The sequence below is a fragment of the Comamonas sp. E6 genome, from assembly GCF_001010305.1.
Lineage (GTDB): Bacteria > Pseudomonadota > Gammaproteobacteria > Burkholderiales > Burkholderiaceae_C > Comamonas > Comamonas thiooxydans.
Genome location: NZ_BBXH01000007.1, coordinates 30,007 through 55,760, shown reverse-complemented (window position 1 = coordinate 55,760; position 25,754 = coordinate 30,007). Strand labels below are relative to the sequence as shown.

Below are 25,754 nucleotides of genomic sequence, written 5' to 3'. Positions count from 1 at the left end.
CATGTCCAAGCTAGAACTGCTCCCCATCAATATCGCCGGCGAATGGCGCCTGGGCGGCGGCGACGAATCCGCCACGCTGTACCCCGCGACCGGCGAGGTGGTGGGCCGCCTGCGCGCCCCCAGCCTGGCCGATGTGCACGAGGCTATCGAGAAGGCCGATCACGCCTTCCGCACCAGCGGCTGGGCCCAGAAAAAGCCCCATGAACGCGCCGCCGTGCTGCATCGCGTGGCCCAACTGATCCGCGAACGCGCCGAGCCCCTGGCCCAGCTGCAGCGCCTCGATAACGGCAAGCCCATCAGCGAGACGCGCGCCCTGGTGGCCAGCGCCGCCGGAACCTTCCAGTTCTTCGCTGCGGCCTGCGAGACCATGGAAGAGACCATCACGCCGTCGCGTGGCGACTTCATGACCATGAGCGTCTACGAGCCCATGGGCGTGGTCGCGGCCATCACGCCGTGGAATTCGCCCATCGCCAGCGAGGCGCAAAAGCTCGCTCCCGCGCTGGCCGCAGGCAACGCGGTGGTGGTCAAGCCCGCCGAAGCCACGCCGCTGCTGGCGCTGGAGCTGGCGAAGATCTGCGAGGAAGCCGGTGTTCCGAAGGGCATCGTCAGCGTGTTGCCCGGCCGCGGCTCGGTGATCGGCGACGCCATCACCAAGCACCCGCTGGTCAAGCGCGTATCGTTCACCGGCGGCACTTCCACCGGCAAGCACATTGCCCGCATCGCGGCCGACAAGATGATGCCCGTCTCGCTGGAGCTGGGCGGCAAGTCGGCCACCATGGTGCTGGAAGACGCCGACCTCGACCATGCCGTCAACGGCGTGCTCTACGGCATCTTCAGCTCCTCGGGCGAGTCGTGCATCGCCGGCTCGCGCCTGTTCGTGGCGAAGAAGCTCTATGGCGACTTCATGGAGCGCCTCACGGCCAAGGCCGCCGCCTTGCGCGTGGGCGATCCGGCAGACGAGCGCACCCAGATGGGCCCGCTGATCACCGCCAAGCACCGCGAATCCATCGAGAGCTATGTGCAGCTGGGCCTGTCCGAAGGCGGCCAGTTGCGCACCGGCGGCCACCGCCCCGAGGGCGCGCTGTACGAGCGCGGCTACTACTACCGCCCGACCATCCTCGAAGGCGTGAACAACAACGACCAGATCTGCCAGCAGGAGATCTTCGGCCCCGTGCTCGTGGCCATGCCCTTCGACGACGAAGAGGCGCTGCTGGAGCAGGCCAACGACAGCGTCTACGCACTGGCCGCCGGCATCTGGACGCGCGACTACAAGGCCGCGTGGCGCATCGGCCGTGCCGTGCAGGCCGGCACCGTGTGGATCAACACCTACAAGCAGTTTTCCATCTCCACGCCCTTCGGTGGCTGGCGCGATAGCGGCCTGGGCCGCGAAAAAGGCCGTCTGGGCATACAGCAGTACATGGAGCAGAAAAGCATGTACTGGGGTTTGAACGAGAACCCCATCGCTTGGGCGAATTGAAGGAGCACGACATGAGCGTACTGGGCATTGACGAAATCAGCTACGGCGCCGACGATCTCGCGGCCTGCCGCCAGTTCTTCCTCGACTGGGGCCTGAGCCTGGCCGAGGAGCAGGCCGACCGGCTGGTGTTCGAGACACTGAACGGCTGCCGCGTGATCGTGGCCGCCACCAATCACCCCGATCTGCCGCCCGCCATCGAAGCCGGCCCCACGCTGCGCGAAGTGGTCTGGGGGGTGGAAAGCGAAGCCGACCTGGCTTTGTATGCAGATCGCATCCGCGCGCTTCCAGGCTTCGTCCAGGGCAATGGCCGCATCGGTTGCACCGACCCCAACGGCCTGGCCGTGCGCCTGCAGCTCACGCAAAAGCGCGATGTGCAGATGCAAAGTGCCGAGTACAACACCTGGGACCGCAAGGGTCGCATCAACCAGGCCAGCCCGGCCTACGAGCGCGCCCAGCCCATCGAGGTCGGCCATGTGGTGTTCTTCGTCAAGGACGTGCAGGCCTGCGAGCGCTTCTATGTGGAGAACTTCGGCTTTGCGGCCTCGGACCGCTATCCCGAGCGAGGCGCTTTTCTGCGCACTGCGCCCGATGGCGGCCACCACGACATCTTTTTGCTGCAGCGCCCCGACAAGCATGCGGGCCTGAACCATGTTGCCTTCACCGTGCGCGACATCCACGAGGTCTTCGGCGGCGGCATGCATATCTCGCGCTGCGGCTGGGACACCCAGCTCGGCCCGGGCCGCCACCCCGTGTCCTCGGCCTATTTCTGGTACTTCAAGAACCCGGCCGGCGCCCTGGTCGAGTACTACGCCGACGAGGACCAGCTGACAGCCGACTGGCAGCCGCGCGAGTTCGAGCCCGGCCCGACGGTGTTTGCCGAATGGGCCATCGACGGCGGCCTCGACGGCAATACGCGGCGCCAAAAGGGCGTGGGCGCTGCCGACGGCAAGTTCCTGACCGACAAGAAATGAAACACCCGCTGAGTCGCTTCGCGCCTTCCCCCTCTCTCGCTGGGCGGGAGGGGGACAACACCCTCGCTGCGGGGCGGCCCTTGCTCGGTGTCTCTGATGTGTTCACCAGATCCTCTGGCTGGCTAGAGGCTTAACCACAACCCCACGGGCTATTTCATGAAAAACATTCGTCGCCAGGTAGTTATCTCTGCTGCATTGCTGGCTGCAGCCCAGATGTCCGGTTCCGCGCTGGCGCAAGCCTATCCGAGCAAGCCCATCACCATCGTCGTGGCCTATCCGGCCGGCGGCGATACCGATGCCATGGCGCGCCTGTATGCAGAGAAGCTGGGCCAGCGACTGGGCCAGCCCGTGGTGGTGGACAACCGGCCAGGTGCCAGCGGCACCATCGGCACCGTGCATGTGGCCAAGGCCGCACCCGACGGCTATACCTTGCTGCTGGCGCCCAATACCTTTGCCATCGCCCAGTTCGTGCTCAAGACCAACGCGGGTTCGAGCTATGACGTGCTTGGTGGCTTCACGCCCATCGTGCAGACCAGCGTGCAGCCCATGTTCGTGGCCGCCAGCCAGGGCTCGGGCATCAAGGACATCAAGACCCTGGCGAGCCAGGGCAAGCGCGACGGCCTGACCTATGCCAGCCCGGGCAGCGGCTCGCCCATGCACATCCTGGGCGAGATGTTCAACAAGGCCGCAGGCACCAAGCTGTCCCACATTCCCTACAAGGGCGTGGCGCCCGCAGTCAACGACCTGATCGGCGGCCATGTGCCCACGACCTTCATGACCTGGGGCCCCATCGCGCCCTACGCAGGCGGCAAGGTCAATGTGCTGGCCGTGGCCGATGCCCAGCGCAGCCCGCTGGCACCGAATGTGCCCACGCTGGCCGAGCAGGGCGTCAAGGATGTGGAAGTGTCGGCCTGGCAAGGCCTGTTCGGTCCCAAGGGCATGAAGCCCGAGACCGTCAAGCTGCTGAACACCCACCTCAATGAAATTCTGAGGATGCCGGACGTGGTTGCCAAGATGGCGGCCTTCGGCGCCCTGCCTGCGGGCGGCGAGCCGGCACGTCTGGAAAAGACCAATGCTGCCGACTACAACCGCTTCGGCAAGCTCATCAAGGACCTGGATATCCGGGCCGACTAAATGATCACCCCCCTGAGTCGCTTCGCGCCTTCCCGTGGCACGGCGCCCCCCAAGGGGGACGAGACCCTCGGTGTGGAGCGGCACTCAGGGCAATGAAGCAGAACCACGATTCAAGACAGTTTTCGAAGGAGAGAACCATGGCCGCTGATCGATATCTCGAGCCGCATCAGGCGCGCGAGCGCGCCTCCACCCTGTTTGAGGACCTGCTGGGCGACTCCATTGAGCGTGCCTTCGGCGAGGGCGTGCAGACGCTGCCCGAGCTGGTGGCCTACATCAACCGCAGCGGCCCCGCCGGCGAGAACGGCGAGCCCTGGACCGAAGACAGCTTTCAGGCGCTGATGGCCCGTCTGGGCTATTGAGACAGAACAGGACAGGAGTACCCCATGAACGTACAAACCATCACCATCGATCCGGTGGACCGTTTGCTCAACACGGGTCTGAAGAACCTCTGGTATGCGGTCTGCCCTTCGGATTTCGTCAAGACCGAGCCCGTCTCGCTGCGCCGCTTCGGCCGCAAGATCGCGCTGTGGCGCGATGCTGCCGGTCAGGTCCATGCGCTGGAAGACCATTGCCCGCACCGCGGTGCACCGCTGTCCCAGGGCGTGATCCTGGGCGACCGCCTGGCCTGCCCCTACCACGGCGTGGAAGTGCGCTGCGACGGCACGGTGACCAAGGTGCCCGGCAGCCCCGGCTGCAAGCTCGAAGGCTCGCGCGCCGCGCTGGCTTTCCATGTGCGCGAGATGCATGGCGCGATCTTTCTCTACAACAGCGACAAGCATGTGGACGAAGCTCCCGATTTCAGCCTGCCCGAGGAACTGAGCTCGCCCGAGTACTCGAACTTCCTGTGCTATGCCGAGTGGCGCAGCGACTACCGCTACGCGCTGGACAACGTCATGGACCCCATGCACGGCACCTTCCTGCACAAGCAGTCGCACTCCATGGCCGAGGGCGACAGCAAGGCCAGCTTCCAGGTGCGTGACACCGATCACGGCTTTGTGTTCGAGAAGGTCGGCCAGCGCGGCGTGAACTTCGACTGGACCGAATATGGCGAAACCGGCGTGCAGTGGATGCGCCTGGAGATCCCGTATCCCAAGACCGGCGGCCCCGGCGGCAACTTTGCCATCGTCGCCTGCGTCACGCCCATCAGCGCCGATCTGTGCGCCGTGTTCTTCTGGCGTGCGCGCAAGGTGCAGGGCTGGATGCGCGACACCTGGCGCTTCCTCTACCGCAACCGCCTCGAGGCACGCCACTGGGCCGTGCTGGAGCAGGACCGCATCATGATGGAGCAGATGGAAGCCGACGCCAACGAGCGCGAGAATCTCTACCAGCATGACATCGGCCTGGTGCGCCTGCGTCGCCACCTGCGTCGTCAGGCCCAGGAACAGATCGACGAAGGCATCGCATCATGAGCAACAGCTTGCAGGCCTTTGTGCACACGCTGCGCTTCGAGGCCCAGGACACCATCAGCGTGGAGCTGCGCCCGGTCGATGGCGGCGAGTTCCCGGCCTTTACGGCCGGCTCGCACATCGATCTGCACCTGCCCAACGGGCTGGTGCGCAGCTATTCCCTGTCCAACGACAGCAGCGAGCGCCACCGCTACGTGGTCGGCGTGCTGCGCGACCGCGCCAGCCGCGGTGGCTCGCGCTGCGTGCACGAGTCGCTGCGCGTGGGCATGCCCATCACCATCTCCGAGCCGCGCAACCACTTCGCACTCGACGAGACAGCGACGCATTCGGTGCTGGTGGCCGGTGGCATAGGCATCACGCCCATGCTGTGCATGGCACGCCGGCTCAAGGCCCAGGGACATTCGTTCGAGATGCTGTACTTTGCGCGCGAGCGCAAGAGCGCGGCCTTCCTCGATGAGCTCACGGCATTGGGCATGCCGCTGCACCTGCACTTCGATGCCGAGGCGGGCGGGCCGCCCGACCTGAAGGCATTGCTGGCGCAGCGCGCACCCGATGCGGGCCTGCACCACTATTCCTGCGGCCCGACGCCCATGCTCGATGCCTTCGAGAAGTTCTGCGCCGAGCTTGGCCATGCCAACGCCCATATCGAGCGCTTCACGCCGGTGGAAGTCAAGGCGTCGTCCGATGCGCGCAGCAACTACACGGTGGAGCTCAAGCGCAGCGGCCGCTTCATCGAGATCACGCCCGATAAGTCCCTGCTGGACACGCTGCTGGACGCCGGTGTCGATGTGGACCACAGCTGCTGCGAAGGGGTCTGCGGCTCCTGCGAGACCCGCGTGCTGGAAGGTGTGCCCGACCACCGCGACTCGGTGCTCAGCCCCAAGGAGCGCGCCGCCAACAAGGTCATGATGGTCTGCGTCTCCGGCTGCAAGAGCGAGCGTTTAGTTCTGGATATATGACGCTCCGGGGTACGTGTCGTACCGGTGCTTCCCTGCTCGCTGCGCGAGTGAGGTGGCACCTTCGGTGCGACGCGACCGGCCCGGGCCCTTGCTCGGTATCCCTTGGCCGCGCCATGTTGAATTGACCAGCGCAGCACCGGACCAGCCACTGAATAAAAGCCACCGTCCCAAACCACCTCTTAGAGGAGACAAAACCATGAAATCCATCCATACGCCGGCCCTCGGCGTGGCGCTAGCCTGTCTGGCGTCTTTGCCCGGTGCCGCTTCGGCACAGTCCAAGGTCGAGCTTTTCGGCGTCGTCGACGTCGGCGTTGCCCATCTGGGCGGCTCGGGAGCCTCCAAGACCGGTCTTTCCACAGGCGGTGCCAACATCAGCCGCCTGGGCTTTCGAGGCACAGAGGACCTGGGCGGCGGCCTGAAGGCGGGATTCTGGCTCGAGGCCGGCCTGGATGTGGACAGCGGCGCTGGCAAGGCCACGGGCGGCGGTCTGAGCTTCAACCGCCGCTCCACAGTCAGCCTGATGGGCAACTGGGGCGAGGTGCGCCTGGGGCGCGATGACTCGGCCACTTTTCTGAACACGCTGATCTTCGATCCCTTCCTGACCAACGGCGTCGGCGGCACGGGTGCCTTCACCATGCTGGGCATTCCGGGCATCCCTTCGACTGGCGGTGCGCCCATACAGATCAGCAATGCGGTGAGCTATTTCCTGCCCCAGAACCTGGGCGGCTTCTACGGCCAGGCACAGCTGGCATTCGGTGAGCAGCCCAGCGGTGCTCCCAACAAGCGCGAGGGCGACTACCGTGGCCTGCGCCTGGGTTACCGCCAGGGCGCTTTCAATGGTGCGCTGGCCACGGGCCGGCTCTACGGCAATACCAGCGACACCAATCTGACGGCGAACAACGTAGGCCTGTCCTACGACTTCGGCGTGGCCAAGCCCATGCTGCTTTGGGCCTCGGAAAAACGCGGCCCCACCAAGATCACGGCCGTGCAGCTGGGCGTGACGGCTCCCGTGGGCAATGGCGAGGCCCGTGCCTCCTTTGGCCACTACAACCTGTCCGGTAGCAATGCGGACTGGAACAAGATCAGCGTGGGCTATGGCTACAACCTCTCCAAGCGCACCCAGGTCTACGGCACTTATGCCTTCCTGAAGAACAAGGGCTCGGCGGCGAAGTCCATCGGCGTGCAGGGGCTGAGCGCTCCCGGTACCACGCCGGGCGGCAACTCCAATGGCCTGGAACTGGGCATCCGCCACTTCTTCTGATCCTGCCCCGCAGGGCCGGCCTTGGCCGGCCCCGGGGTTTCGGCGGCAGCACGGCTGCCGAACCGCGCGCCCGCCAGGACGTGCGCCCTGGCGGGGCCGGCGAGTGCCGGTCCCGGCTTTTCTCTCTTCCAACGCTAGCCGGACCCATATCATGAAAGACTCACGCTCGTTGCGCTGGTGGGGCGTGGTCACGCTGTTCGTGATCGTCGCCATTTCCTACGTGGATCGGATCAATATCTCGGTCCTCATCACCGATCACGACTTTCTGTCGCACATCGGTCTCACACCCGACGATCGAACGCGTCAGGGCCTGCTGGCCACGGCCTTCATGGTCGGTTACGGTGTTTCGTCCTTTGTGCTCACGCCATTCTGCGCGGCGCTGTTCGGCGTGCGCCGCAGCCTGTTCGCGGGGCTGCTGCTGTGGGGCGTGGTGACCTTTTTGTCGCCGGCCATGAACAGCTACGGCTTGCTGCTGGCATCGCGCATTCTGCTGGGCGTGTCCGAGGGGCCGCTGTTCTCCCTGGCCGGCAGCTACATCAAGGCGCATTTCGAGAGCCGCGAGAACGGCAAACCCAACTCCCTGGTCAATATGGGCACCGGACTGGGCCTGGCGGTGGGCTATCCCTTCGTCGGCTACCTAGTCGTGGGCCACAACTGGGAGACCTCGTTCCATGTGCTGGGCCTGATCAACGTGCTGCTGGGCGTTCCCCTGGTCTGGGCCTTTGTGCGCATGCCCAAGGTGGAGACCGGCATGCCCAAGCCCCAGTCGATGGGCGAGGCCGTGGGTCAGGTCGGCCAGATCGTGCGCGGAGCCATGCACACACGCTATCTGTGGTTGATCACCATTCTCACTGCGGCATTTCTGTCCTATCTCTGGGGCAGCAGCAACTGGCTGCCCGCCTATCTCAAGGAGTCGCGCGGCTTTTCCATGCGCGAGATGGGCTGGCTGGCTTCGCTGCCGCAATATGCGAGCGTGGCGGCGGTCTTCGTCGGCGGCATGATCATCGACCGCATCGCGCGCCGCCAGGTGCCGCTAATCTTTGTCTTCGGCAGCTTGGGCGTGGCGATTGCAGTGTGGCTGGCCATCCATATGGAAGACCGCTATGCGGCAGCCTATTGCCTGATTGCCGCCAACTTCTGCTGGGGACTGATGAGCCCGGCCATCCCCAGCACCGTGCAGCACTGCGCGCGGCCCGAGCATGTGGCCAGCGCCTATGGCGTGGTCAACGGCGCGGGCAGCCTGGTCGCGGGCTTCATGCCGGCCATCATGGGTGCTGTGATAGGCGCGCTTTCGGCTCGCGGCGGTGTGAGTGCGGGATTCTTTGCGGGCTTCGCGGCGCTGATAGGCACGCAGGTGATCGTGATGCTCTGCGGCATCGTGCTCTGGGTGCGCGAGCGCGGTGAGGGTAGTGCCGCATAAGCTACCCTCAGACTGTTCAGTGGAAGCAGTCTCAGATCATCCTGCCTTATGCATCTGTGATGCTGCTCAGACGATAGCTTCTGCAGTGCCGTGACCTTGTCTCTGCGACCTGTGGATTTTCAGTCCTGGGCCTGCGCTTGACTTCATCCCCGCTTGCATGGGGGCTGAGGTGGACCGCGTCAATGCACTTGGTACTTGGTGCTGGCAGACTGGAGCTGCGGTAATGAGCGATGGCGAACATCGCATTCAGCGCGTCCGCGACTATGTGGAACAAACGCGCGAACTCATCGAACTGGGATGCAAGAGGCAGTCCCGTCGCCATGCGACCGGGACCAGCGCAAAGCTGCCTCCATGAGCGGTTTGTGTGCCATACAACGATCACCTGTGCATCCTGACCCCGGCGCAGCGCCAGCGTGGCCCGGCGCCGGGTTTGACCGCAGCGCCGGGCAGTAACTGAAGGCGGTGCTTCTGCCGCGGTGGGGTCATGGTCGCAAGCGGACCGCTGCCTGGATGCAACGGGAGGGCGGTGGCGATCTCGGCGAGGTATCCAGGAGAACCCTATTGCACAACGCCTAAGAACTACTTAGTCTTCGTTTCTGAATATTTCAAATATATTTACAGTCTATTTAAAGACGAAGTATTTCACCGCTCATCTGGATTCCGTGCGCTGATGCAGCGAGCGTTATCCCAACAAACGGTTTCGTGCAACGGACTTGCGCGGAACTGAAGGCGGTGTTCTTAGGTGGTTTTTTACAAGGGTAGTTTTATGGAAACGAACATCTTTACCGGCACCATTCCTGCACTCATGACTCCATGCACCGCACAAGGCACGCCAGATTACGACGCGCTGGTCGCCATGGGCAAAGAGCTCATGGCCGCAGGCATGAGCGCTGTTGTGTACTGCGGATCCATGGGGGATTGGCCTCTTTTAACGGCAGAGCAACGCCAAGAGGGCGTGGCCAGGCTGGTGGCCGCAGGTATCCCGACTATTGTGGGGACCGGCGCGGTGAACTCGAAGGAAGCCGTGGCTCATGCCGCCCACGCTGCGAAAGTGGGGGCACAGGGGTTGATGGTGATTCCTCGGGTGTTGTCGCGCGGCACTTCCCTGGCTGCGCAGAAAGCCCACTTCACTGCTATTTTGGAAGCCGCCCCGAAGCTGCCGGCCGTGATCTACAACAGCCCACACTACGGCTTTGCAACTCGCGCCGACATGTTCTTCGAGCTGCGCGCCAAGTACTCCAACCTGATCGGCTTCAAGGAGTTTGGTGGTGCAGAAGGCCTGCGCTATGCCGCTGAGCACATCACCTCGAAGGACAACGACGTCACATTGATGGCGGGTGTCGACACCCAGGTGTTCTATGGTTTTGTGAATTGCGGTGCTACGGGTTGCATTACGGGCATTGGCAATGCACTACCCAAGGAAGTTCTGCTCCTGGTTGAGCTGAGCAAAAAAGCAGCCCAGGGAGATGTCGTTGCTCGGCGTCAAGCTCAGGAGTTGGATGCTGCACTGGCCGTGCTGTCGTCCTTTGACGAAGGCACGGATCTGGTTCTGTACTACAAGCACCTGCTGGTCCTCAACGGCAAGAAGGAGTACACGCTGCACTTCAATGCAAGCGATGTATTGACCGACTCGCAACGCCGGTATGCCGAATCCCAGTATCAACTCTTTCGCAACTGGTATGCCGCCTGGTCCAAGGGTCTGAGTCATTGATCCAGCGTGAGTCAGCTCCCCGTGGGGAGCTTTTTTTGGGGCATCGATCCAGATCGGAAGCTTGCATCTTCCAGAAACCAGGGTTAGCAGTTTCGCCGGGTTTCCAGGCAAACACCTATTGGATCAATTGAAAAAACTTCTAATATATTTAATATATTTTTGAGATGTATTCAATCTTCTGCGCCTCATTTCGTCAAATCTAAAGAACCTATATGGACGATACAACCCGACCCGCTACCGCCATCAAGCAGCCGCCATGGATTGTGCGCTGGGTGCTGGATGCCTCTGATGCGCTGCTGCGCATGGAACGGTGGTTGCTCACCTTCGCGATGTGTTTTCTGACCGCACTCATTTTGCTCAATGTGGTGACACGCTACAGCGGCATGCCGCTGTACTGGGTGGATGAAGCGGCGGTGTACACCGTGGTCTGGCTCACCTTCATCGGTGCTTCGGTCATGACGCGCCTGCGACTGGATTTTGCAGTGACGATGCTCACCGATAAGCTGAGTCCTCGCAACGCGCGGCGTGCCAAGGTGATTGCCACGGTCGGAGTGCTGTTTTTTTCTTTGGCGCTCTTTGCGATGTGCTGGCGTTGGATGGATCCCATTGGTATCGCCAGCAAGGGGTTTGATGCCAAGGAATACGCGGCGGAGTCGTTTAACTTTCTCTATACCGAACACACCCAGACGCTGGAGTGGCCGGTCTGGGTGCTGCAACTGATCATGCCGATCTTCGCAGTCTGTATGAGCCTGCATGCACTTGCCAACCTGTTGGAAGACATGAGCCTCGCACCCAAGCGCCAGCACCCTGGCTTTGCGGCAACCAACCCAGACGCGGTGAACTGACATGCTGACCTCCATTTTCTTCATCGCAATCATGATGGTGGGTGTTCCCATCGGCCTCTGTCTTTGCCTTTCGGGGATTTTTTATATCTACAACACCGAGAACACGGTGTTGCTGCAGTCCTTCCCTTCCCAGATGTTCGGGGGGGTGGACAGCTATGGCCTGATTGCCATACCGCTCTTTATCTTGATCGGTGAGGTCATGAACAGCGGCGGCATTACACGCCGACTGGTGGACTTGTCGATGGCGTTCGTGGGCTCCATCAAGGGCGGGCTTGCCTATGTGAATATCCTGGCCAACATGCTGGTGTCATCCATCATTGGCTCCGCAACGGCGCAGGTGGCCATCATGTCGCAGGTGATGGTGCCGGAGATGGAGAAGCAAGGCTATGACAAGACCTTTGCTGCAGGCCTGACCGTGTATGGCGGCATGCTGGGTCCGATCATTCCGCCGTCGGTGATGTTTGTGGTCTACAGCGTGCTGGCCCAGGTCGCGGTGGGCGATATGCTGATCGCAGGCATATTGCCAGGTGTTCTGTTGACGGTGCTGTTCTTTGCAGTCATTGCCTGTATGGGCGTGATCTACAACTATCCACGAAGCCCCAAGCGAACCTTGCTCGAACGGGCCAAGACCGTGCTGGTTTCCAGCCCGACACTGTTGATTCCGCTGGTCATCGTGGGCTCCATCCTCACCGGCTTCGCCAATCCCACGGAGGCTGCCGCTGTGGGCGCGATCAGCGCAGTGTTGGTCGGTCGCTATGTGACCCGTGAATTCAAATACTCAGACCTGGGCGCGATCATGCTGCGTTCGGGCATCTACTCGGCCATCGTGCTGTTTCTGGTTGCAGCAGCGGCAGTGTTCTCGTGGTTGTTGATATACGGCAAGGTGCCTCAGATGGTCGCTGCCTGGGTGCAGACCGTGGCGCATGACCCGATTACCTTCCTGCTGCTGGTCAACGTGATTTTGCTGGTCATTGGCACGGTGATCGACGGGATTCCCGGCTTGATCATGACCGCGCCGATTCTTCTGCCCATCGCCACCGAGATCTACCACATCGACCCCCGCCACTTTGGAGTGGTGATCGTCATCAACCTGGTGCTGGGATTGATGACGCCGCCGGTGGGGCTGAGCTTCTTCGTGGCTGCAGCGGTCACTGGTGCCAAGCCGGGTCCCATGTTCATCGTCACGTTGCCATTCTTCATCATCAGTTGCGTGGCACTTGTCATGCTCTCGCTGTTCCCCAGCTTGTCGTTGGGCCTGCTGAACTGATCCGATTCTTCGCCCTGCTTCGCCTTTCCCTCTACGGAGTTTTTCATGACACTCAATCGACGCCACTTTCTTCAGACCACGGCTGTTGCCGCTGCTCCACTGGCCTTTGTGACGCCTTCGCGTGCGGCTGCGGCCAAGGAACTGCGCTTAGGCGTCATCACGCCTGCTGGGCATTCGTGGAATCGCGCGGCGGTGCAGTTTGGAGAAGCTTTGGCGAAAGAAACCAATGGCAGGCTCAAGGTGACCGTCTTTCATTCGGGTCAATTGGGTAATGAGTCGGCCATGATGCAGCAGCTGCAATCGGGTGCGCTGGACATGGGGTGGATTCAGGCGGCAGAGCTGGGAACGCGTGTTCCGAGCGTAGCCTCGATCAATGCGCCATATCTTGTCCGATCCACTGCTGCTGTAGCGAAGCTGGTCAAGACGCCTGCAGCCTTGAAATTGCTGGATGTGCTGCCGCGCGAAACCGGCTGCATCGGTTTGGGCTGGGGCATCACCGGCATGCGTGTGGTGTTCTCGAACAAGGAGATCAAGACGCCCAATGACCTCAAGGGTATGAAGCTGCGTATTAATCCGACGCCGGTTTACCGTGACTTCTACCAGTATTTCGGCGCAGCGCCGACTCCGATTCCCACACCTGCGGTGTTCGATGCCATGACCAATGGGCAAGTGGACGGACTCGAGGCGGATATAGAGCTCTCTTGGAGCCAGCGCTTTGACAAGGTGTCGAAACTGATGATGCCCATGAACGCGCTGTTCATGCCTGTGGCACCACTGTTCTCGGGTCGTATCTGGGCTACGCTGGATGGGAAGGACCGTGACCTGATTCGCCAATTGACCAGCCAAGCCTTGGACGGCCAGATCAACGATATCGTGACGACAGAGGTTGGCCTGCTGGAGAAACTCAAGAAGGAGTCGATTGTCATTCGCGATATCAATGCCTTTGACAATAAGCCTGCGATTGATGCCTTCGACAAGATCTGGCTGCCCAAAGCGCCTCAGATTGCAGAACTGCGCGCGGTGGGAGCCAAGCTCTGATTGATGATCGGGGGGCGCCGATTGGGAGGCGCCATGAATATGCACAGCAGACCGCCCCAGGGGGCGGCCTGCTGTTTAGCTTTCGATAATGCGTCTGGCAAAAGCTTCCAGATAGTCCATCAGGCGGTTGGCGCCGGTAATGGCGGCCGCTTCATCCCCGGTAGAGATACCCTGAGCCAGCTCCAGATGAGCAAGTGCGCCTTCAAGGATATCGCCTTCATGCTGGTAGGCATACCAAAAACGTCTGCACTGCACGATCAGAGGCGTGACGCTTTTGACTGCTGAACGGTTGCGGCTGGCAGTATGGATGATGGCATCGAGCGCATGATCCTCATGCATGTACTCTTCCAGGTTGCCGCGCTTGGCTGCAGCGACCATCTGCTTGGCACATTGGAGGATATCTTTGCGCTGCTGCACCGAGGCTCGCCGGGCAGCGCAAGCCGCCAACAGATTCTCCAGAACCCTGCGTGTCTGGATGACGTCCAGGTGCTCTGCCAGATCGATGTTGGAAACCAGTAGTCCGCGACGCGGCTGCTGGACGATCAAGTCGATGGAGATCATGCGCAGCAATGCCTCGCGCACAGGCGTCCGGCCCATGCCCGTGCGCTCTGCCAACTCCGCCTCCACGATGGGACTTCCAGGCTCAAGTTGCATGGTCGACAGCATGGTTTCAATGGCGTCGTAGGCAAGGTCTGCAGCACGGCGCTTCACCGTAGGCAAAGTCTTGGTTTTTGTTGCAGCGGCTTTTACACGTGCAGCTGGAGATTTCTTGGAAGTTGGCATCAAAAAAGCGTGCTGGCGCCATCGTGTCGCAAGAGCAGAGATGGCGGGGTTTTGATTATATTGATCCGATATTTAGAATACATCATGGGCTTGGCGCTTGGCGCAGCCTGTGACAAAACTCTTTATCTGGATTCTTTCTCCTCAGCAGAGGCATGCGAGCATGTTCTCATGAGCCTAGTTCAACAACTGCTGGATGTCACGCAGCAAGGGCTCGGGGATCTGCACATATCCATTGGCTAGACTGCGGCTTCTTGCGATAAAGCGGCGTTGGGAAGGCAGGCGCGCCCCTTGGCCGGTAATACTCTCGAACAGCTTTTCAGCACGTTGACGCTCTTCGATGAAATTGCCCGGGCTGAAAAATTGGGGATCAAATGCGATAACGATTTCCCCATGACAAGGGGTTGCACCGGCACCGTCGTCGATGCGCAGTGATTCAGCACTGGTCATGTCGCCAATCAATGGCCCGGCCAGCAGCTCGATCATGGTCGACAGGGCAGAGCCTTTGTAGCCGCCAAAAGTCAGCATGGCGCCTTGTTGGAGTACGGTTGTGGCATCGGTACTTGGTAAGCCTTCGGCGTCGACCCCCCAGCCTTCGGGCAGTGCGCGACCGCTTCTTTGGTAGAGCTCAATTTCACCGCGGGCCACTGCGCTGGTCGCAAAGTCAAAAATGTAGGGGTGAGCACCGACCCTGGGCCAGCCAAAGGCGATCGGGTTGGTTCCGAAAACAGGTCGGCTTCCGCCCGCAGGGGCCACCCAGGAATGGCTGGGGGTCATGGCTAAGGCCGCAACGCCATGCTCGACCAAGGCTTCGATTTCGGGCCACAGGGCTGAGAAGTGATAGCAGTTGTTGATGGCCAAGGCTGCGATCCCGGTTGTCCGGACCTTCTCGAGCAGTACTTTGCTGCCCACCTCGAAAGCGAGTTGTGAAAAGCCGCGCTGTGCATCGACGGCGACGACGCCAGGTCCGCGGTCGCTGATGATGGGTATGGCATCGCGCACGACAGCGCCATGCTGGAGCGTGCGAGCGCACGATAGAACCCGGTACATGCCATGCGAATGGCACTCGTCGCGCTCTCCCGCTGTGATCACGCGCGCAATGGCCTGCGCATGTTCAGCAGACAGGCCGAGGTGAGTAAATACGCGATAGGCCAGGTTGTGCACCTCATCCAGCGTCAGCGCAGTGTGGCCTGGTTTCGATGCGGTTGTTTGAGCACTTTGGCCAGGGTGGTTCAGGTCGATGTTTGGCATGAGTTCCATGGCGTGCTCCTGTGCTTGGTTATGGACTGCTTGTTGACGTGCCCTGGTTGCGCGGAATGGCAAAGAAGCCTGTCAAGATTTGTGGAAAATTTTATAAGGATAATTTAAATATATTATCAAGATACTTTATGATTTTCAAAGGCGCTCATATTCCTGACGAGATCGTGCGTTATCCAGGCGTTGCTTGCACTTCCTGGTCGGCTGGAGCTCTGCCATTCCGATCCATAAACACATTAGGAGACAAAGATGCAAATTACTGGCGAAATGCTTATCGGCGCGAGTTCGGTGCGCGGCACAGAAGGACAGCAGCAAGCGTTCGATCCCTGCATGGATCAATTCATCGCAACGCCCACGTTCGGTATGGGAGGGCAGGCCGAAGTGGACAGGGCTGCCCAGTTGGCAGCGCAGGCATTTGATCCCTACCGTCAGCTGTCGCTTGCCAAGCGTGCAGAATTTCTGGAGCTGATTGCCGACAACATCATGGCTTTGGGCGATGCCCTGATCGAGCGCGCCATGGCCGAAAGCGGCCTGCCGCTGGTGCGCCTGCAAGGCGAGCGTGGGCGCACGGTTGGACAGTTGCGGCTGTTTGCCAAGGTGGTGCGCGATGGCCGTTTTATGAGCCCCGCCATCGACCACGCACAGCCCGAGCGCATGCCGCTGCCACGTGCCGACCTGCGTCTGGCCAAGATGGCACTGGGCCCGGTGGCGGTGTTCGGTGCGAGCAATTTTCCGCTGGCGTTCTCGGTGGCAGGGGGCGATACGGCGTCGGCCTTGGCTGCCGGTGCCCCTGTGGTCGTCAAGGCCCACAGCGCCCATCTAGGCACTTCCGAAATGGTGGGTCGAGCGATTCAGAAAGCGGTCAGAGATTTGGGGTTGCCCGAAGGGGTGTTTTCCCTGCTGATGGGCGCCGGGCGCAAGCTGGGTGAAGCATTGGTAGCACATCCTGCCATCAAGGCCGTTGGCTTTACCGGATCTCGCCAGGGAGGGCTTGCGTTGATGCGCATCGCCAACGCACGCCCGGAACCCATTCCCGTCTACGCGGAGATGAGCAGCATCAACCCGGTGTTTCTGATGCCGGCTGCCCTGGCCGCGCGTGCAGAGTCGATAGGGCGCGGTTTTGCCGATTCGCTGACGATGGGGGCGGGGCAGTTCTGCACCAATCCTGGGATGGTGGTGGTCATTGGTGACCGCAATGTGCAGCGCTTCATCGATGCCGCAAGCCAGGCGCTTGCCACCAAGCCGGCCCAGACCATGCTGACGCCGGGCATTCACCAGGCCTTTGATACCGGCGTTGCCAAGGTTGATGGCGTGGAAGGTGTGGAGAAAGTTGCACAAGGGCAGCCTGCGGATGGGCTGCACAATGCTGCGCAGGCCGCTCTGTATGTGACGGATGTGCAGCGCCTGTTGTCATCGCCTGTGCTGCAGGAGGAGATGTTTGGCCCGGCCTCTATTGTCATTCGGGCCAGGAATTTCGATGAGGTTCTTGAACTGGCTGAGCAACTGGAGGGCCAACTGACAGTGACGCTGCAGATCGATCCCGCAGACTATGCCGACGCGCAGCGCCTCATCCCCGTGCTGGAGCGCAAGGCGGGACGCATCTTGGCCAATGGTTTTCCGACCGGAGTCGAGGTATGCCACGCCATGGTGCATGGAGGTCCTTTCCCATCCACGTCCAACGCTATGTTCACTTCTGTGGGCGCCAGCGCCATTGACCGCTTTCTGCGCCCGGTGTGCTATCAGGATTTGCCGGATGTGCTGCTCCCAGCGGCTGTACAGCAAGCGAACCCGCAGGGACTTGCCCGAGTGATCAATGGCGATTTAGTGGCGCGTTGACTGGTGGCAAGCGCGCTCTTCGGCTCCAAGGAGAGGGCGCTTGCCTGTGTCGATGTGTGAGCGACCAGCTGTGCCGGGAATGTGTTATTTCAACCAGCCGCGTTTGCGGAAGTACAGCATGGGGCCGACGGCGCTCAGAATCATCAGGGCGACCACGTAGCCGTAGCCGAATTCCCACTCCAGCTCGGGCATGAACTTGAAGTTCATGCCGTAGACGCTGGCAATCAGCGTGGGCGGCAGCAGAGCCACGCTGGCCACCGAGAAGATCTTGATGATCTTGTTCTGATTGATGTTGATGAAGCCGACCGTGGCATCCATCAGGAAGTTGATCTTGTCGAACAGAAAGGCCGTGTGACTGTCCAGCGACTCGATGTCGCGCAGAATCTGGCGAGCCTCCTCAAACTGCTCGGCGTTGAGCATCTTGGAGCGCATCAGAAAGCTCACGGCGCGGCGCGTGTCCATGACGTTGCGGCGGATGCGGCCGTTCAAGTCTTCCTGGCGGGCAATGGCACCCAGCACTTCCTTGGCCATCTCGTCGGTCACATCGCCGGACAGCACCATCTTGCTGGCTTTTTCCAGGTCGTCGTAAATGCGCTCCAGCGTGTCGGCAGAGTACTCGGCATCGGCGTCAAACAGCTTGAGCAGAACGTCCTTGGCATCGTCGATCAAGCCGGGCGCACGGCGCGCTCGCATGCGCAGCAGGCGAAAGACAGGCACATCCTCGTCGTGGATGGAGAACAGCACGCCATGGCTGCGCAGCGCTGCGTTGTGCTGGTTGACGATGAAGGCCACGCGCACCGAGCGGGGGTCTTCGTCGTCGTCGATCAGAAAGTCGCTGCGGATATGCAGCTCGCCGTTGTCTTCTTCGTAAAAACGCGCCGATTCCTCGATGTCGTCGTCCATCGCATCCTCAGGGATGGACAGCTCGTAGTGCTGCTTGATCCAGCGCTTTTCTTCGAGGGTTGGCGATTCCAGATCGACCCAGACGGGGCGAAAGCGTTCAAGGTCTGCCAGGGACTCGATTTCTTCCTGAACGAGTCGACCATTGGCTAGCGTAAAGATGTTGAGCATCAGCTCACTCCCGGTTGTTCTTGAGGTTCTGCAGGGATCAGGGCGCTTTCAACCCCCACAGTCTTCACCGGGAGCTGAAAGCTACCAACTAGGGTAGGTTTCCACGGATGTCTTTCAGTAATTCGAAGCCAGTGATTATGCTACGTTGCACTGCAGCATGTCGCGTGCGTCATAGTTGGGCAAGTGGGTAAGCGGGGCTTGTCGCCCGCCTGTCACAGCCCCTTGGTAAACGCGTCGGCCTGCACCAGATCGGCCCAGGCACCGGCCTTGGCCTGCGGCGCACGCAGCAGATAGTTGGGGTCGTAGGTCACCACCGTGGGCACGCCCGCAATGTGGTGCGGTTCGGCCCGCAGCCGGCCCAGCGCATCATGGCGGCCCAGCACGGCGCGTGCACTGGCCAAGCCCAGAACCAGTACACAGTCCGGGCGCAGTTCGCGCAGCAGAGCCTCCAGGGCGGGTTGCAGCGCCTGGGCATGGCTGAGATCGGCATCGGGCGGCGCACGGTGCAGGGCGGCGCTGAAGACACGCGGTTTTTCCTGCAGTCCGAGGGCACGCAGCATATTGTCCAGCAGCTTGGCGGCATCACCCTGCAGCGCCGTCTGGGCGCTGTCGGCCGCAGGCCTTTGCGCCGGGCTCAGCAAAGGCGGGTTGGCGGCAGGCTCCAGCAGGATCAGCCAGCCGCCTTGCTCGGCGCTGTGCACATGCTGCGGCGCATGGGGGTAGACCAGCTGGGCGGGACTGATGGTCCAGCCGAGGCCTGGCTCGCCTGCCGGGCCTGCGGCGGGTTGCTGCACAAACTGACGAGGCTCGTGCGCCCGGTGCCCGGACAGATTCTGGGGCGGTGGGCTGGCGGTCTGGGCGGGCGGCTGAACCGGTGCCGGCGCTGCCTCGGCCGCGGGTGCAGCGGCCTGCGCCACGGGCGGGCTTACGGGGGCGGGCGGCGCCATGCGCACCACCGGCGCTGTGACGGGCAGGGGCTCCGCGACCGGCAATGGTGCGGCTGCGACTGCAGTGACTGCAGCCACTGCTGCGGGTTCCACGGGGTCGGGCAACCAGACGGTGATGCCCATGGCTTCCAGCATGGCCCGCTGGCGGGCATCCAGGTTCAGGGCCATAGTTTCAGACTCATGAGCACCGCATGTTCGCGCGGGCCGTTGGGGTTGGGGTAGTAGTTCTTGCGCAGCCCGACTTCGGCAAAGCCATGCCTGAGATAGACCTCGCGGGCGCGGGCATTGCTTTCGCGCACTTCCAGCCAGATCCATTGGGCGTTCTGCTGCCGCGACCACAAAGCCAGCGCATCGAGCAGCACGCGTGCCCAGCCCTGGCGCTGGCAGGCCGGGTTGACGGTGATATTGAGCAGATGCACCTCGTCCAGCGCCTGCATGGCGACAAAGTAGCCCAGCAACTGGTGATCGGCATCGACCAGCAGCTGTATCTGGTAGCCGGCCACCATGGCATCCTGGAAGTTGCCGCGCGTCCAGGGATGGACATAGGCCTGCTCCTCGATCGGGAGCAGGGTGTCAAGCCAGAGCGCGGACAGCGGCTCGAAATGCACCAGGGATGCCGCATCCTGGGCGCTGGCGTCGGCGGCGAGTGTGGAGCTGCTGGGCAAGGTCATTGGGCGCTTATCGGGAGGCGATGCCGGTTGCATCGGGTGTGAGGGCCGCGGCGGCCTTTTCGGCTTCGCGCTCGGCCGTGGTTTTTGCCACTTTATCTCGGATATAGCGCGGCAGCGCCTCTTCGGCAGGCACCGCGCAGCCTTTTGCCAACAGTGCCGGTGCCAGGCGCAGCATGGCCGTGGCCGTGGGCATGGCGTGCACATGGCGGGCAGCGGGCGCCAGCAGCTCGGGGTAGACGGGCTGGGCATTGCCCGCCACGGCATGGCCGGCTGCAGCCTGCAAAGCCTCGGGGGCGCACAGGCCGAAGTCCTCGGGCTCGATCCACTGGCCGTCCACATAGCAAAAGGCTGCGTGATAGACCTCGTGCATGCGCGCGTCGAGCACGGCCTCTACCTCGGTGCAGCCATGCAGATGACGGGCCTCTTCGGCCACGGTGAGCAGCGAGTCCACAGGCAGCACGGGCACCTTGGCGGCAAACGCCAGACCCTGGGTGATGGCGCATGCCGTGCGCAGGCCCGTGAAGGAGCCGGGGCCGCGCCCGAAGGCAATGGCGTCCAGCTGCGCGAAACTCAGCCCCGCATCCTTCATGAGCTGGCGTATGGCCGGCAGCAACTGGGCCGACGACTGCTGCGCGCCCGGCCCGCTGTGCTGCCAGATGGCATCGCCACGCTGGACGGCAACAAACAAGGTATCGGTACTGGTGTCGATGGCGAGAAGATTCATGTTCGGCGGGGCGTCAGCCGCAGGCGGGCTGGAGCGCAATACGGAATGCACTGGGCTGCAACGGACGGCAGCGTAGCCCTGCATTATCGGACGCCCGCCGCCAGCTTGCCGCGGGCGCCGCCAATGCCCGGCATGGGCGCAGCCCGGCGTAGACTCTGGCCCCATGCTGCAGACCCCCTTCTTTCTTCGCAAGACCCTGAGCGCACTGGGCGCATCGTTGCTGGCGCTGCTGGCCCAGCCCGCGCTGGCGCAGTCCCTGCCTGCCGACACCCGCATTCCCGCCGCCGTGGACGCGGCGCTGCAACGCGCCAAGATTCCGCGCGATGCCGTATCGCTGCTGGTGATGAATGTGGATGGGAAATCGCCACCGAACCTGGCCTGGCGCACGCACCAGGCCATGAATCCGGCCTCGGTCATGAAGCTGGTCACCACCTATGCGGCGCTAGACCAACTGGGCCCGGCCTACGTCTGGCGCACGCCCGTCTATCTGGGCGGTTCGGTGGTCGATGGCGCCTTGCGCGGCAATCTCTACATCCAGGGTCAGGGCGACCCCAAGCTGGTGCTGGAGCGCCTGTGGCTGATGCTGCGCCGCCTGCAAGGCATGGGCATCAAGGTCATCGTGGGCGATATCGTGCTGGACCGCAGCGCCTTTCAGCTGCCCACGCATGATGCGGCGGTCTTCGACAACGAGCCCTGGCGGCCCTACAACGCCTCGCCCGATGCGCTGCTGATCAACTACAAGGCCGTGGCGCTGAATATTGCTCCTGATACAGGAGCTGGTGTCGCTCGTATTCAATACGATCCACCAATGTTTGGCATGGAAAACCAGCAAACGATTGCGCTGGCTGCTCCTACTTCTGATTGCGGCGACTGGCGTAGCAAAATGCAGCTGGACATGAACAATCCGCAGCGCATAGCCTTCAACGGCAGCTATCCGGCAAGCTGCGGCGACAAGAGCTGGTCCATCGCACCGGCGCAGCCCGAGCGCTTTGCGGCCAAGGCCATAGAAGGCATGTGGCGCGAGCTGGGCGGCAAGCTCACCGGAGCCGTACGCGACGGCAGCGTGCCCCAGGGCCTGCTGCCGGCCTTCCAGCTGGAGTCTCCGGCACTGTCCGAGGTGGTGCGCGACATCAACAAATACAGCAACAACATCATGGCCCAGCATGTGCTGCTCACCCTGGGCATGCAGCGCACCGGCGTGGCCAGCTTCGACTCCGCGCGCCAGTCGCTGGCACAGTGGTGGGCCGCGCGCTGGGGCAATGCCGAGCAGCCCGTGGTGGACAACGGCGCAGGCCTGAGCCGCAATGCCAGCATCACGGCCAACGGACTGGGGCAGATGCTGCAGAACGCCTGGGTCTCGCCCGTGATGCCCGAGTTCGTCTCCTCCATGCCCATCGTCGGCGTGGACGGCACGCTGCGGCGCAGCAAGAGCCGGTTTGCAGGCGCCGCCCACCTCAAGACCGGCAGCTTGCGCGACTCGGCCGCGCTGGCCGGCTATGTCGACGGTGCCAGCGGCCAGCGCTATGTGCTGGTGGCCATGGCCAACCATGCCAATGCGGCCGCGGCGCGCACGGCCTGGGATGCGCTGGTGGACTGGACGGCGGCCCAGTAGCCGCCCGAGGGCGGCCGCTCTATCCCTGCCCAATCACCGCCCTTTGCCCGCCTCGACAAACCGGACCCTGGTCCGGTTTTTTTGTTGCGTGACGGAACGATGACCAGGTTATTGGGCGTTGGATTTTTGTCCGACCATCGGTAATTGCCCGATAACCGCGCCTGGGTGACTGTCGCTAGGATGACGCTGATGAAAAAAAGCACGACCGTGCGATTCACAACACATCAGGAGAACATCATCTTGGCAAGCAAACTCAAACTCTTGGCGGCTGCAATGGCAACGGTAGGCCTGCTGGCGGCCTGCGGCGGTGGAGGCGGGGCCGATACGACCCCCAAGGCCAAGGTCACCTCGGTCAAGGTCATGGGCGACAGCCTCTCGGACAGCGGTACCTTCGGCTTCAAGTTCACGGTACAGGGCTCGGCGCCCACCGGGGCTGGCTCGACCATGATCTGGCCTGAGCGCATTGCCGACCAGTTCAGTCAGAGCTTGTGCGCCCACTTTCGTGCCGGTGACGAAAATCTCACGACTTATCAGGAAGTCGCCACCTGCACCAACTACGCAGTGGGTGGTGGCCGCGTGAACCCGCTGGATGCGCCGACATCGCCCAAGTCGGTTCTGGTGCAGATCCAGGCCGCATCCAAGGCTGGCTTCAGCGCCGATGATCTCGTCGTCATCGATGGCGGCGCCAACGATGCCGCCGACGTGATCGGGGCGCTGATTGCCGCAGCCAAGGGCAATTCGCAGCCGCTGAACGCCATGGTGGCCTGGCTGGATTCCAAGGCTCCGGGCACGTCCACGGCCCTGATGACCCAGGCCGGTGGCGATGCCTCCAAGTTTGCCGGCCTGGCGGCGGGTGCCTATCTGCAGACCCTGGCCAAGACTTTTGCCGGCTCCATTGCGCAGAATGTGGTCGCCAAGGGCGCCACGCGTGTGGCCGTGCTGAATGTTCCCGCCATTACCAAGACACCGCGCTTCCAGATGGTCCTGGCCAGCATTGCCAAGGCCGCAGGCGGCGGGGATCAGGGGGCTGCTGCGGCTGCCAAGCAGGAAGCGTCATTCGATGCCCTGGTACAGGTCTTCAACAACCAGCTGGCTGCCAGTCTGGCAGGCCAGTCCCAGGTGGTCCTGGTCGATTTCTACACCGAGTTCAAGAGCCAGATCAGCAACCCGGCCCAATACGACTTCGATAACGTGAAGGACCCGGTCTGCCCGATCACTGGCGTGGACGCAAGCGGCCTGCCCACCTATACCTTCCCCACCTGCACGGCGGCGGCCTTGAGTGCCACACCCGGCAAATCCAGCCCTGACTGGTGGCAGCACCATGTCTTTGCCGACAGTTTCCACCCCACGCCTTACGGCCATCAGCAAATGAGCCAGCTGGTTTCCCGCTCTCTGGCCCAGAAGGGCTGGCTGTAAATCCGTCCGCACCTCAATAACAAGGAGACAAAACCATGAAAATTTCTGTGCGGATCATTGCAGCCGCTGCTGCGCTGGCGGCCTGCGGTCTGGCCAGCGCCCAATCGGCCGGAAGCTGGATGGCGCGTGTGGGCGTGACCCATCTGTCGCCTGATGTGAGCAGCGGCAATCTGTCGGCGCCGTCCTTTCCCAACACCAAGGTCGACGCCGGCAGCAATACTCAGCTGGGCGGCGGCATCACCTATATGGTGACCGACAATCTGGCTCTGGACGTGCCTCTGGCCACGCCCTTCAAGCATGACCTGTCGGGAGCAGGCTCGATTGCCGGCGTGGGCAAGCTGGGCAGCACCAAGGCGATACCCGCGACGCTGATGCTGCAATACCGCTTCAACGAGGCCAAGGCCGCGTTCCGCCCCTATCTGGGAGTCGGTGTCACCTATGCCCATTTCTATGGCGAAAAGACCACGGCCACGCTCAACGGTCTGAGCGGCGGCACGCTGGCCAATCCGACCACGGCCGAGCTCGACGACAAGTTCGGCGCGCTGGCGCAGCTGGGCTTTGTCTACCAGTTCAACGAGCGCTGGTTTGTGGATGCCTCCTACTCCAAGAGCTTTCTGAAGACCAAGATCCATCTGTCTTCGGGCCAGAGCGTCAGCGTCAGGCTCAATCCCGATGTGTTTGCCATGGCCATAGGCTATCGCTTCTGAGTCGGCACGGTCGACACGAAAAATCCGGGCTGGTCCCGGATTTTTTTTGTGTTGCGGCTCAGTTGTAGTGCTGGGCCGAGGGCTCTTCGCCATGCACGGCCCAGCGGCCCAGGGCCTGGAGCTTGTAGTCCAGCGGATCGTGCAGGGTATGGGTGCGCACATTGCGCCAGAAGCGGTCGAAGCCGAGATCGGCATGGGTGCCGCGCGAGCCCACCACATCGAACATTTCCTGGGTGGCGAACAGGGTGCAGCGATGCGCCATGACCTTGGCTTCGAAGACGGCGATGGCGACCTCGGCGCGTTCCGCTGCGCTCAGCGCAGGGCCGCGCTGCCAGGCTTTTTGCAGCAGCTCTGCGCCGTGGTCGGCCATCAGGGCTGCTCCCGAAATCTGGGCCTGCATCTCGCCCATGCGGCGCAGCAGATAGGGATCGTCGGTGGCGCGCTCCACCGCCGAGCCCAGCCAGGGGCGGCCATGCTCGCGCGCGTAGTCGCGTGCCTGCCGGCGTGCGCCCTGGGCCACGCCGACAAACAGATTCACCAGCACCAGCTGAGCCAGGCAGTTGCGCAGCGTATGAAAGGCCGTGACCTCGGCATTCTCATCGCGCATGACGGCGCTGGCGGGAAGCTGGACGCGATTGAACTGAACCGAGCCGCTGTCGGTCTGACGCTGGCCCATGGGGTTCCAGTCATCCTTGACGGCAATGCCGGGCGAGGCGGTTTCAAGCAGGCCCAGAACCGGCTGCGCATGGCCTGCCACGCTGGCCGATACCGTCAGGTAATGAGAGCCGCGCGTGCCCGAGCAAAAGCCTTTCAGACCGTCGAGCACATAGCCGCCGGCGAGCTCCGAGCTGCGGGGCAGGGCCTGCAGACGCGTGTCGCGCGGGTTCAGTGCATTGCCCCACCAGCCGTTCTCGTCGATGGTGCGGCGCAGCCAGAGGCGCTGCTGCTGGCGCGAGCCATAGATCAGCACGGTGGCGACCTGAAGCTGGTGAAACGCCAGCACATGGGCCAGGGCGCTGTCGACTGCGGCCAGGGCACGGACATGGCGGTAGATGTCGGGCCAGCTCAGCGCATCGCCGCCATGTTCGTGGGGGATGGCCAGGCGCAGCAGGCCGGCATCGCGCAGCAAGGCTTTTTCCGCTGCCGCATGGCCGCCCTGGCGGTCGCGTGCAACGGCAGTTTTTTCCAGGGCGCCGAGTACATCGTTGAAGTGACTGGAGAACATGGTGAAGAAGGTGGAGAGC

The 25,754-nt window shown here is 62.5% G+C and carries 23 protein-coding genes; 16 read left to right on the top strand and 7 right to left on the bottom strand.

The window, feature by feature from the left end; translation table 11 throughout:
- Position 1: 1 nt before the first annotated feature.
- The 12 genes from CSE6_RS04570 to CSE6_RS04510 all read left to right on the top strand — a co-directional run bounded on the left by CSE6_RS04570 (position 2) and on the right by CSE6_RS04510 (position 13,489).
- Complete coding sequence (locus CSE6_RS04570; protein WP_059439976.1) at positions 2-1,477, top strand: aldehyde dehydrogenase; 1,476 nt, start codon at positions 2-4, stop codon at positions 1,475-1,477.
- Positions 1,478-1,488: 11 nt separating this feature from the next.
- Complete coding sequence (locus CSE6_RS04565; protein ID WP_034350816.1) at positions 1,489-2,448, top strand: VOC family protein; 960 nt, start codon at positions 1,489-1,491, stop codon at positions 2,446-2,448.
- A gap of 156 nt (positions 2,449-2,604) precedes the next feature.
- Positions 2,605-3,582 (top strand): tripartite tricarboxylate transporter substrate binding protein, encoded by a 978-nt coding sequence (locus CSE6_RS04555; RefSeq protein ID WP_034350813.1) that lies wholly within the window; start codon positions 2,605-2,607, stop codon positions 3,580-3,582.
- A 137-nt stretch (positions 3,583-3,719) separates the two neighbouring features.
- Positions 3,720-3,941, top strand: coding sequence for a recombinase-like helix-turn-helix domain-containing protein (locus CSE6_RS04550; RefSeq protein WP_003060438.1), 222 nt, complete (start codon positions 3,720-3,722; stop codon positions 3,939-3,941).
- Between the two features lie 24 nt (positions 3,942-3,965).
- Positions 3,966-4,991 (top strand): aromatic ring-hydroxylating dioxygenase subunit alpha, encoded by a 1,026-nt coding sequence (locus CSE6_RS04545; protein ID WP_034382290.1) that lies wholly within the window; start codon positions 3,966-3,968, stop codon positions 4,989-4,991.
- Positions 4,988-5,947: a PDR/VanB family oxidoreductase gene (locus CSE6_RS04540; RefSeq protein ID WP_034394647.1), complete on the top strand. Its 960-nt coding sequence runs from the start codon at positions 4,988-4,990 to the stop codon at positions 5,945-5,947. The genes CSE6_RS04545 and CSE6_RS04540 overlap by 4 nt, the downstream gene beginning before the upstream one ends.
- Before the next feature lie 196 nt (positions 5,948-6,143).
- Positions 6,144-7,208, top strand: coding sequence for a porin (locus CSE6_RS04535; protein WP_034382288.1), 1,065 nt, complete (start codon positions 6,144-6,146; stop codon positions 7,206-7,208).
- 151 nt (positions 7,209-7,359) lie between these two features.
- Positions 7,360-8,628: an MFS transporter gene (locus CSE6_RS04530; protein WP_034405607.1), complete on the top strand. Its 1,269-nt coding sequence runs from the start codon at positions 7,360-7,362 to the stop codon at positions 8,626-8,628.
- A gap of 766 nt (positions 8,629-9,394) precedes the next feature.
- The gene (locus CSE6_RS04525) at positions 9,395-10,339 is read left to right on the top strand and encodes a dihydrodipicolinate synthase family protein (protein ID WP_034382285.1); all 945 of its coding nucleotides are present in this window, start codon (positions 9,395-9,397) and stop codon (positions 10,337-10,339) included.
- Between the two features lie 212 nt (positions 10,340-10,551).
- Complete coding sequence (locus CSE6_RS04520) at positions 10,552-11,184, top strand: TRAP transporter small permease (RefSeq protein WP_012840224.1); 633 nt, start codon at positions 10,552-10,554, stop codon at positions 11,182-11,184.
- A gap of 1 nt (position 11,185) precedes the next feature.
- A complete protein-coding gene (locus CSE6_RS04515) occupies positions 11,186-12,451 on the top strand; it encodes a TRAP transporter large permease (protein WP_034382281.1) in 1,266 nt (421 codons plus the stop codon).
- A gap of 45 nt (positions 12,452-12,496) precedes the next feature.
- The gene (locus CSE6_RS04510) at positions 12,497-13,489 is read left to right on the top strand and encodes a TRAP transporter substrate-binding protein (RefSeq protein WP_012840222.1); all 993 of its coding nucleotides are present in this window, start codon (positions 12,497-12,499) and stop codon (positions 13,487-13,489) included.
- 75 nt (positions 13,490-13,564) lie between these two features.
- Here CSE6_RS04510 and CSE6_RS04505 read toward each other — a convergent pair whose 3' ends face one another.
- Together CSE6_RS04505 and CSE6_RS04500 are read right to left on the bottom strand one after the other, a co-directional pair.
- Positions 13,565-14,275 (bottom strand): GntR family transcriptional regulator, encoded by a 711-nt coding sequence (locus tag CSE6_RS04505; RefSeq protein ID WP_012840221.1) that lies wholly within the window; start codon positions 14,273-14,275, stop codon positions 13,565-13,567.
- 171 nt (positions 14,276-14,446) lie between these two features.
- Positions 14,447-15,529 carry an Ldh family oxidoreductase gene (locus CSE6_RS04500; protein ID WP_238585637.1) on the bottom strand — a complete coding sequence of 361 codons (1,083 nt, stop codon included), beginning with the start codon at positions 15,527-15,529 and terminating at the stop codon, positions 14,447-14,449.
- 246 nt (positions 15,530-15,775) lie between these two features.
- Between CSE6_RS04500 and CSE6_RS04495 the strand changes: the two genes are divergently transcribed.
- The gene (locus CSE6_RS04495) at positions 15,776-17,362 is read left to right on the top strand and encodes an aldehyde dehydrogenase (NADP(+)) (protein WP_059439975.1); all 1,587 of its coding nucleotides are present in this window, start codon (positions 15,776-15,778) and stop codon (positions 17,360-17,362) included.
- Positions 17,363-17,446: 84 nt separating this feature from the next.
- Here the strand turns inward: CSE6_RS04495 and corA are convergent, their stop codons facing one another.
- The 4 genes from corA to tsaB form a co-directional block, all read right to left on the bottom strand.
- Positions 17,447-18,433, bottom strand: coding sequence for a magnesium/cobalt transporter CorA (gene corA / locus CSE6_RS04490; protein WP_034350790.1), 987 nt, complete (start codon positions 18,431-18,433; stop codon positions 17,447-17,449).
- Positions 18,434-18,645: 212 nt separating this feature from the next.
- Complete coding sequence (locus CSE6_RS04485) at positions 18,646-19,548, bottom strand: uracil-DNA glycosylase family protein (RefSeq protein WP_034394628.1); 903 nt, start codon at positions 19,546-19,548, stop codon at positions 18,646-18,648.
- Positions 19,539-20,051, bottom strand: a complete 513-nt coding sequence (gene rimI / locus CSE6_RS04480) for a ribosomal protein S18-alanine N-acetyltransferase (RefSeq protein ID WP_012840217.1) — start codon at positions 20,049-20,051, stop codon at positions 19,539-19,541. Before rimI ends, CSE6_RS04485 begins: the two co-directional genes overlap by 10 nt.
- Positions 20,052-20,058: 7 nt before the next feature.
- Positions 20,059-20,775, bottom strand: coding sequence for a tRNA (adenosine(37)-N6)-threonylcarbamoyltransferase complex dimerization subunit type 1 TsaB (gene tsaB / locus CSE6_RS04475; RefSeq protein ID WP_034394625.1), 717 nt, complete (start codon positions 20,773-20,775; stop codon positions 20,059-20,061).
- Between the two features lie 163 nt (positions 20,776-20,938).
- On the opposite strand from tsaB, the gene dacB reads away from it, so the two are divergent.
- From dacB to CSE6_RS04460, 3 genes are all read left to right on the top strand, one after another.
- Positions 20,939-22,387: a D-alanyl-D-alanine carboxypeptidase/D-alanyl-D-alanine-endopeptidase gene (gene dacB, locus CSE6_RS04470; protein ID WP_034394622.1), complete on the top strand. Its 1,449-nt coding sequence runs from the start codon at positions 20,939-20,941 to the stop codon at positions 22,385-22,387.
- A gap of 273 nt (positions 22,388-22,660) precedes the next feature.
- Positions 22,661-23,803: an SGNH/GDSL hydrolase family protein gene (locus tag CSE6_RS04465; RefSeq protein WP_174447080.1), complete on the top strand. Its 1,143-nt coding sequence runs from the start codon at positions 22,661-22,663 to the stop codon at positions 23,801-23,803.
- A gap of 35 nt (positions 23,804-23,838) precedes the next feature.
- Positions 23,839-24,510, top strand: a complete 672-nt coding sequence (locus CSE6_RS04460) for an OmpW family protein (RefSeq protein ID WP_034350779.1) — start codon at positions 23,839-23,841, stop codon at positions 24,508-24,510.
- Between the two features lie 58 nt (positions 24,511-24,568).
- Here the strand turns inward: CSE6_RS04460 and CSE6_RS04455 are convergent, their stop codons facing one another.
- Positions 24,569-25,735, bottom strand: coding sequence for an acyl-CoA dehydrogenase family protein (locus tag CSE6_RS04455; RefSeq protein ID WP_034350778.1), 1,167 nt, complete (start codon positions 25,733-25,735; stop codon positions 24,569-24,571).
- Between the last annotated feature and the right edge of the window lie 19 nt (positions 25,736-25,754).

What these genes read in the sequence shown, in the direction of transcription:
- CSE6_RS04495 (WP_059439975.1), top strand. Translation starts at nt 15,776, where the DNA reads ATGCAAATTACTGGCGAAATGCTTATCGGCGCGAGTTCGGTGCGCGGC.
- CSE6_RS04555 (WP_034350813.1), top strand. Translation starts at nt 2,605, where the DNA reads ATGAAAAACATTCGTCGCCAGGTAGTTATCTCTGCTGCATTGCTGGCT.
- CSE6_RS04465 (WP_174447080.1), top strand. Translation starts at nt 22,661, where the DNA reads ATGGCAACGGTAGGCCTGCTGGCGGCCTGCGGCGGTGGAGGCGGGGCC.
- CSE6_RS04565 (WP_034350816.1), top strand. Translation starts at nt 1,489, where the DNA reads ATGAGCGTACTGGGCATTGACGAAATCAGCTACGGCGCCGACGATCTC.
- CSE6_RS04530 (WP_034405607.1), top strand. Translation starts at nt 7,360, where the DNA reads ATGAAAGACTCACGCTCGTTGCGCTGGTGGGGCGTGGTCACGCTGTTC.
- rimI (WP_012840217.1), bottom strand. Translation starts at nt 20,051, where the DNA reads ATGACCTTGCCCAGCAGCTCCACACTCGCCGCCGACGCCAGCGCCCAG.
- CSE6_RS04525 (WP_034382285.1), top strand. Translation starts at nt 9,395, where the DNA reads ATGGAAACGAACATCTTTACCGGCACCATTCCTGCACTCATGACTCCA.
- CSE6_RS04520 (WP_012840224.1), top strand. Translation starts at nt 10,552, where the DNA reads ATGGACGATACAACCCGACCCGCTACCGCCATCAAGCAGCCGCCATGG.
- CSE6_RS04535 (WP_034382288.1), top strand. Translation starts at nt 6,144, where the DNA reads ATGAAATCCATCCATACGCCGGCCCTCGGCGTGGCGCTAGCCTGTCTG.
- tsaB (WP_034394625.1), bottom strand. Translation starts at nt 20,775, where the DNA reads ATGAATCTTCTCGCCATCGACACCAGTACCGATACCTTGTTTGTTGCC.
- dacB (WP_034394622.1), top strand. Translation starts at nt 20,939, where the DNA reads ATGCTGCAGACCCCCTTCTTTCTTCGCAAGACCCTGAGCGCACTGGGC.
- CSE6_RS04515 (WP_034382281.1), top strand. Translation starts at nt 11,186, where the DNA reads ATGCTGACCTCCATTTTCTTCATCGCAATCATGATGGTGGGTGTTCCC.
- CSE6_RS04510 (WP_012840222.1), top strand. Translation starts at nt 12,497, where the DNA reads ATGACACTCAATCGACGCCACTTTCTTCAGACCACGGCTGTTGCCGCT.
- CSE6_RS04485 (WP_034394628.1), bottom strand. Translation starts at nt 19,548, where the DNA reads ATGGCCCTGAACCTGGATGCCCGCCAGCGGGCCATGCTGGAAGCCATG.
- CSE6_RS04550 (WP_003060438.1), top strand. Translation starts at nt 3,720, where the DNA reads ATGGCCGCTGATCGATATCTCGAGCCGCATCAGGCGCGCGAGCGCGCC.
- CSE6_RS04500 (WP_238585637.1), bottom strand. Translation starts at nt 15,529, where the DNA reads ATGGAACTCATGCCAAACATCGACCTGAACCACCCTGGCCAAAGTGCT.
- CSE6_RS04570 (WP_059439976.1), top strand. Translation starts at nt 2, where the DNA reads ATGTCCAAGCTAGAACTGCTCCCCATCAATATCGCCGGCGAATGGCGC.
- CSE6_RS04455 (WP_034350778.1), bottom strand. Translation starts at nt 25,735, where the DNA reads ATGTTCTCCAGTCACTTCAACGATGTACTCGGCGCCCTGGAAAAAACT.
- corA (WP_034350790.1), bottom strand. Translation starts at nt 18,433, where the DNA reads ATGCTCAACATCTTTACGCTAGCCAATGGTCGACTCGTTCAGGAAGAA.
- CSE6_RS04460 (WP_034350779.1), top strand. Translation starts at nt 23,839, where the DNA reads ATGAAAATTTCTGTGCGGATCATTGCAGCCGCTGCTGCGCTGGCGGCC.
- CSE6_RS04545 (WP_034382290.1), top strand. Translation starts at nt 3,966, where the DNA reads ATGAACGTACAAACCATCACCATCGATCCGGTGGACCGTTTGCTCAAC.
- CSE6_RS04540 (WP_034394647.1), top strand. Translation starts at nt 4,988, where the DNA reads ATGAGCAACAGCTTGCAGGCCTTTGTGCACACGCTGCGCTTCGAGGCC.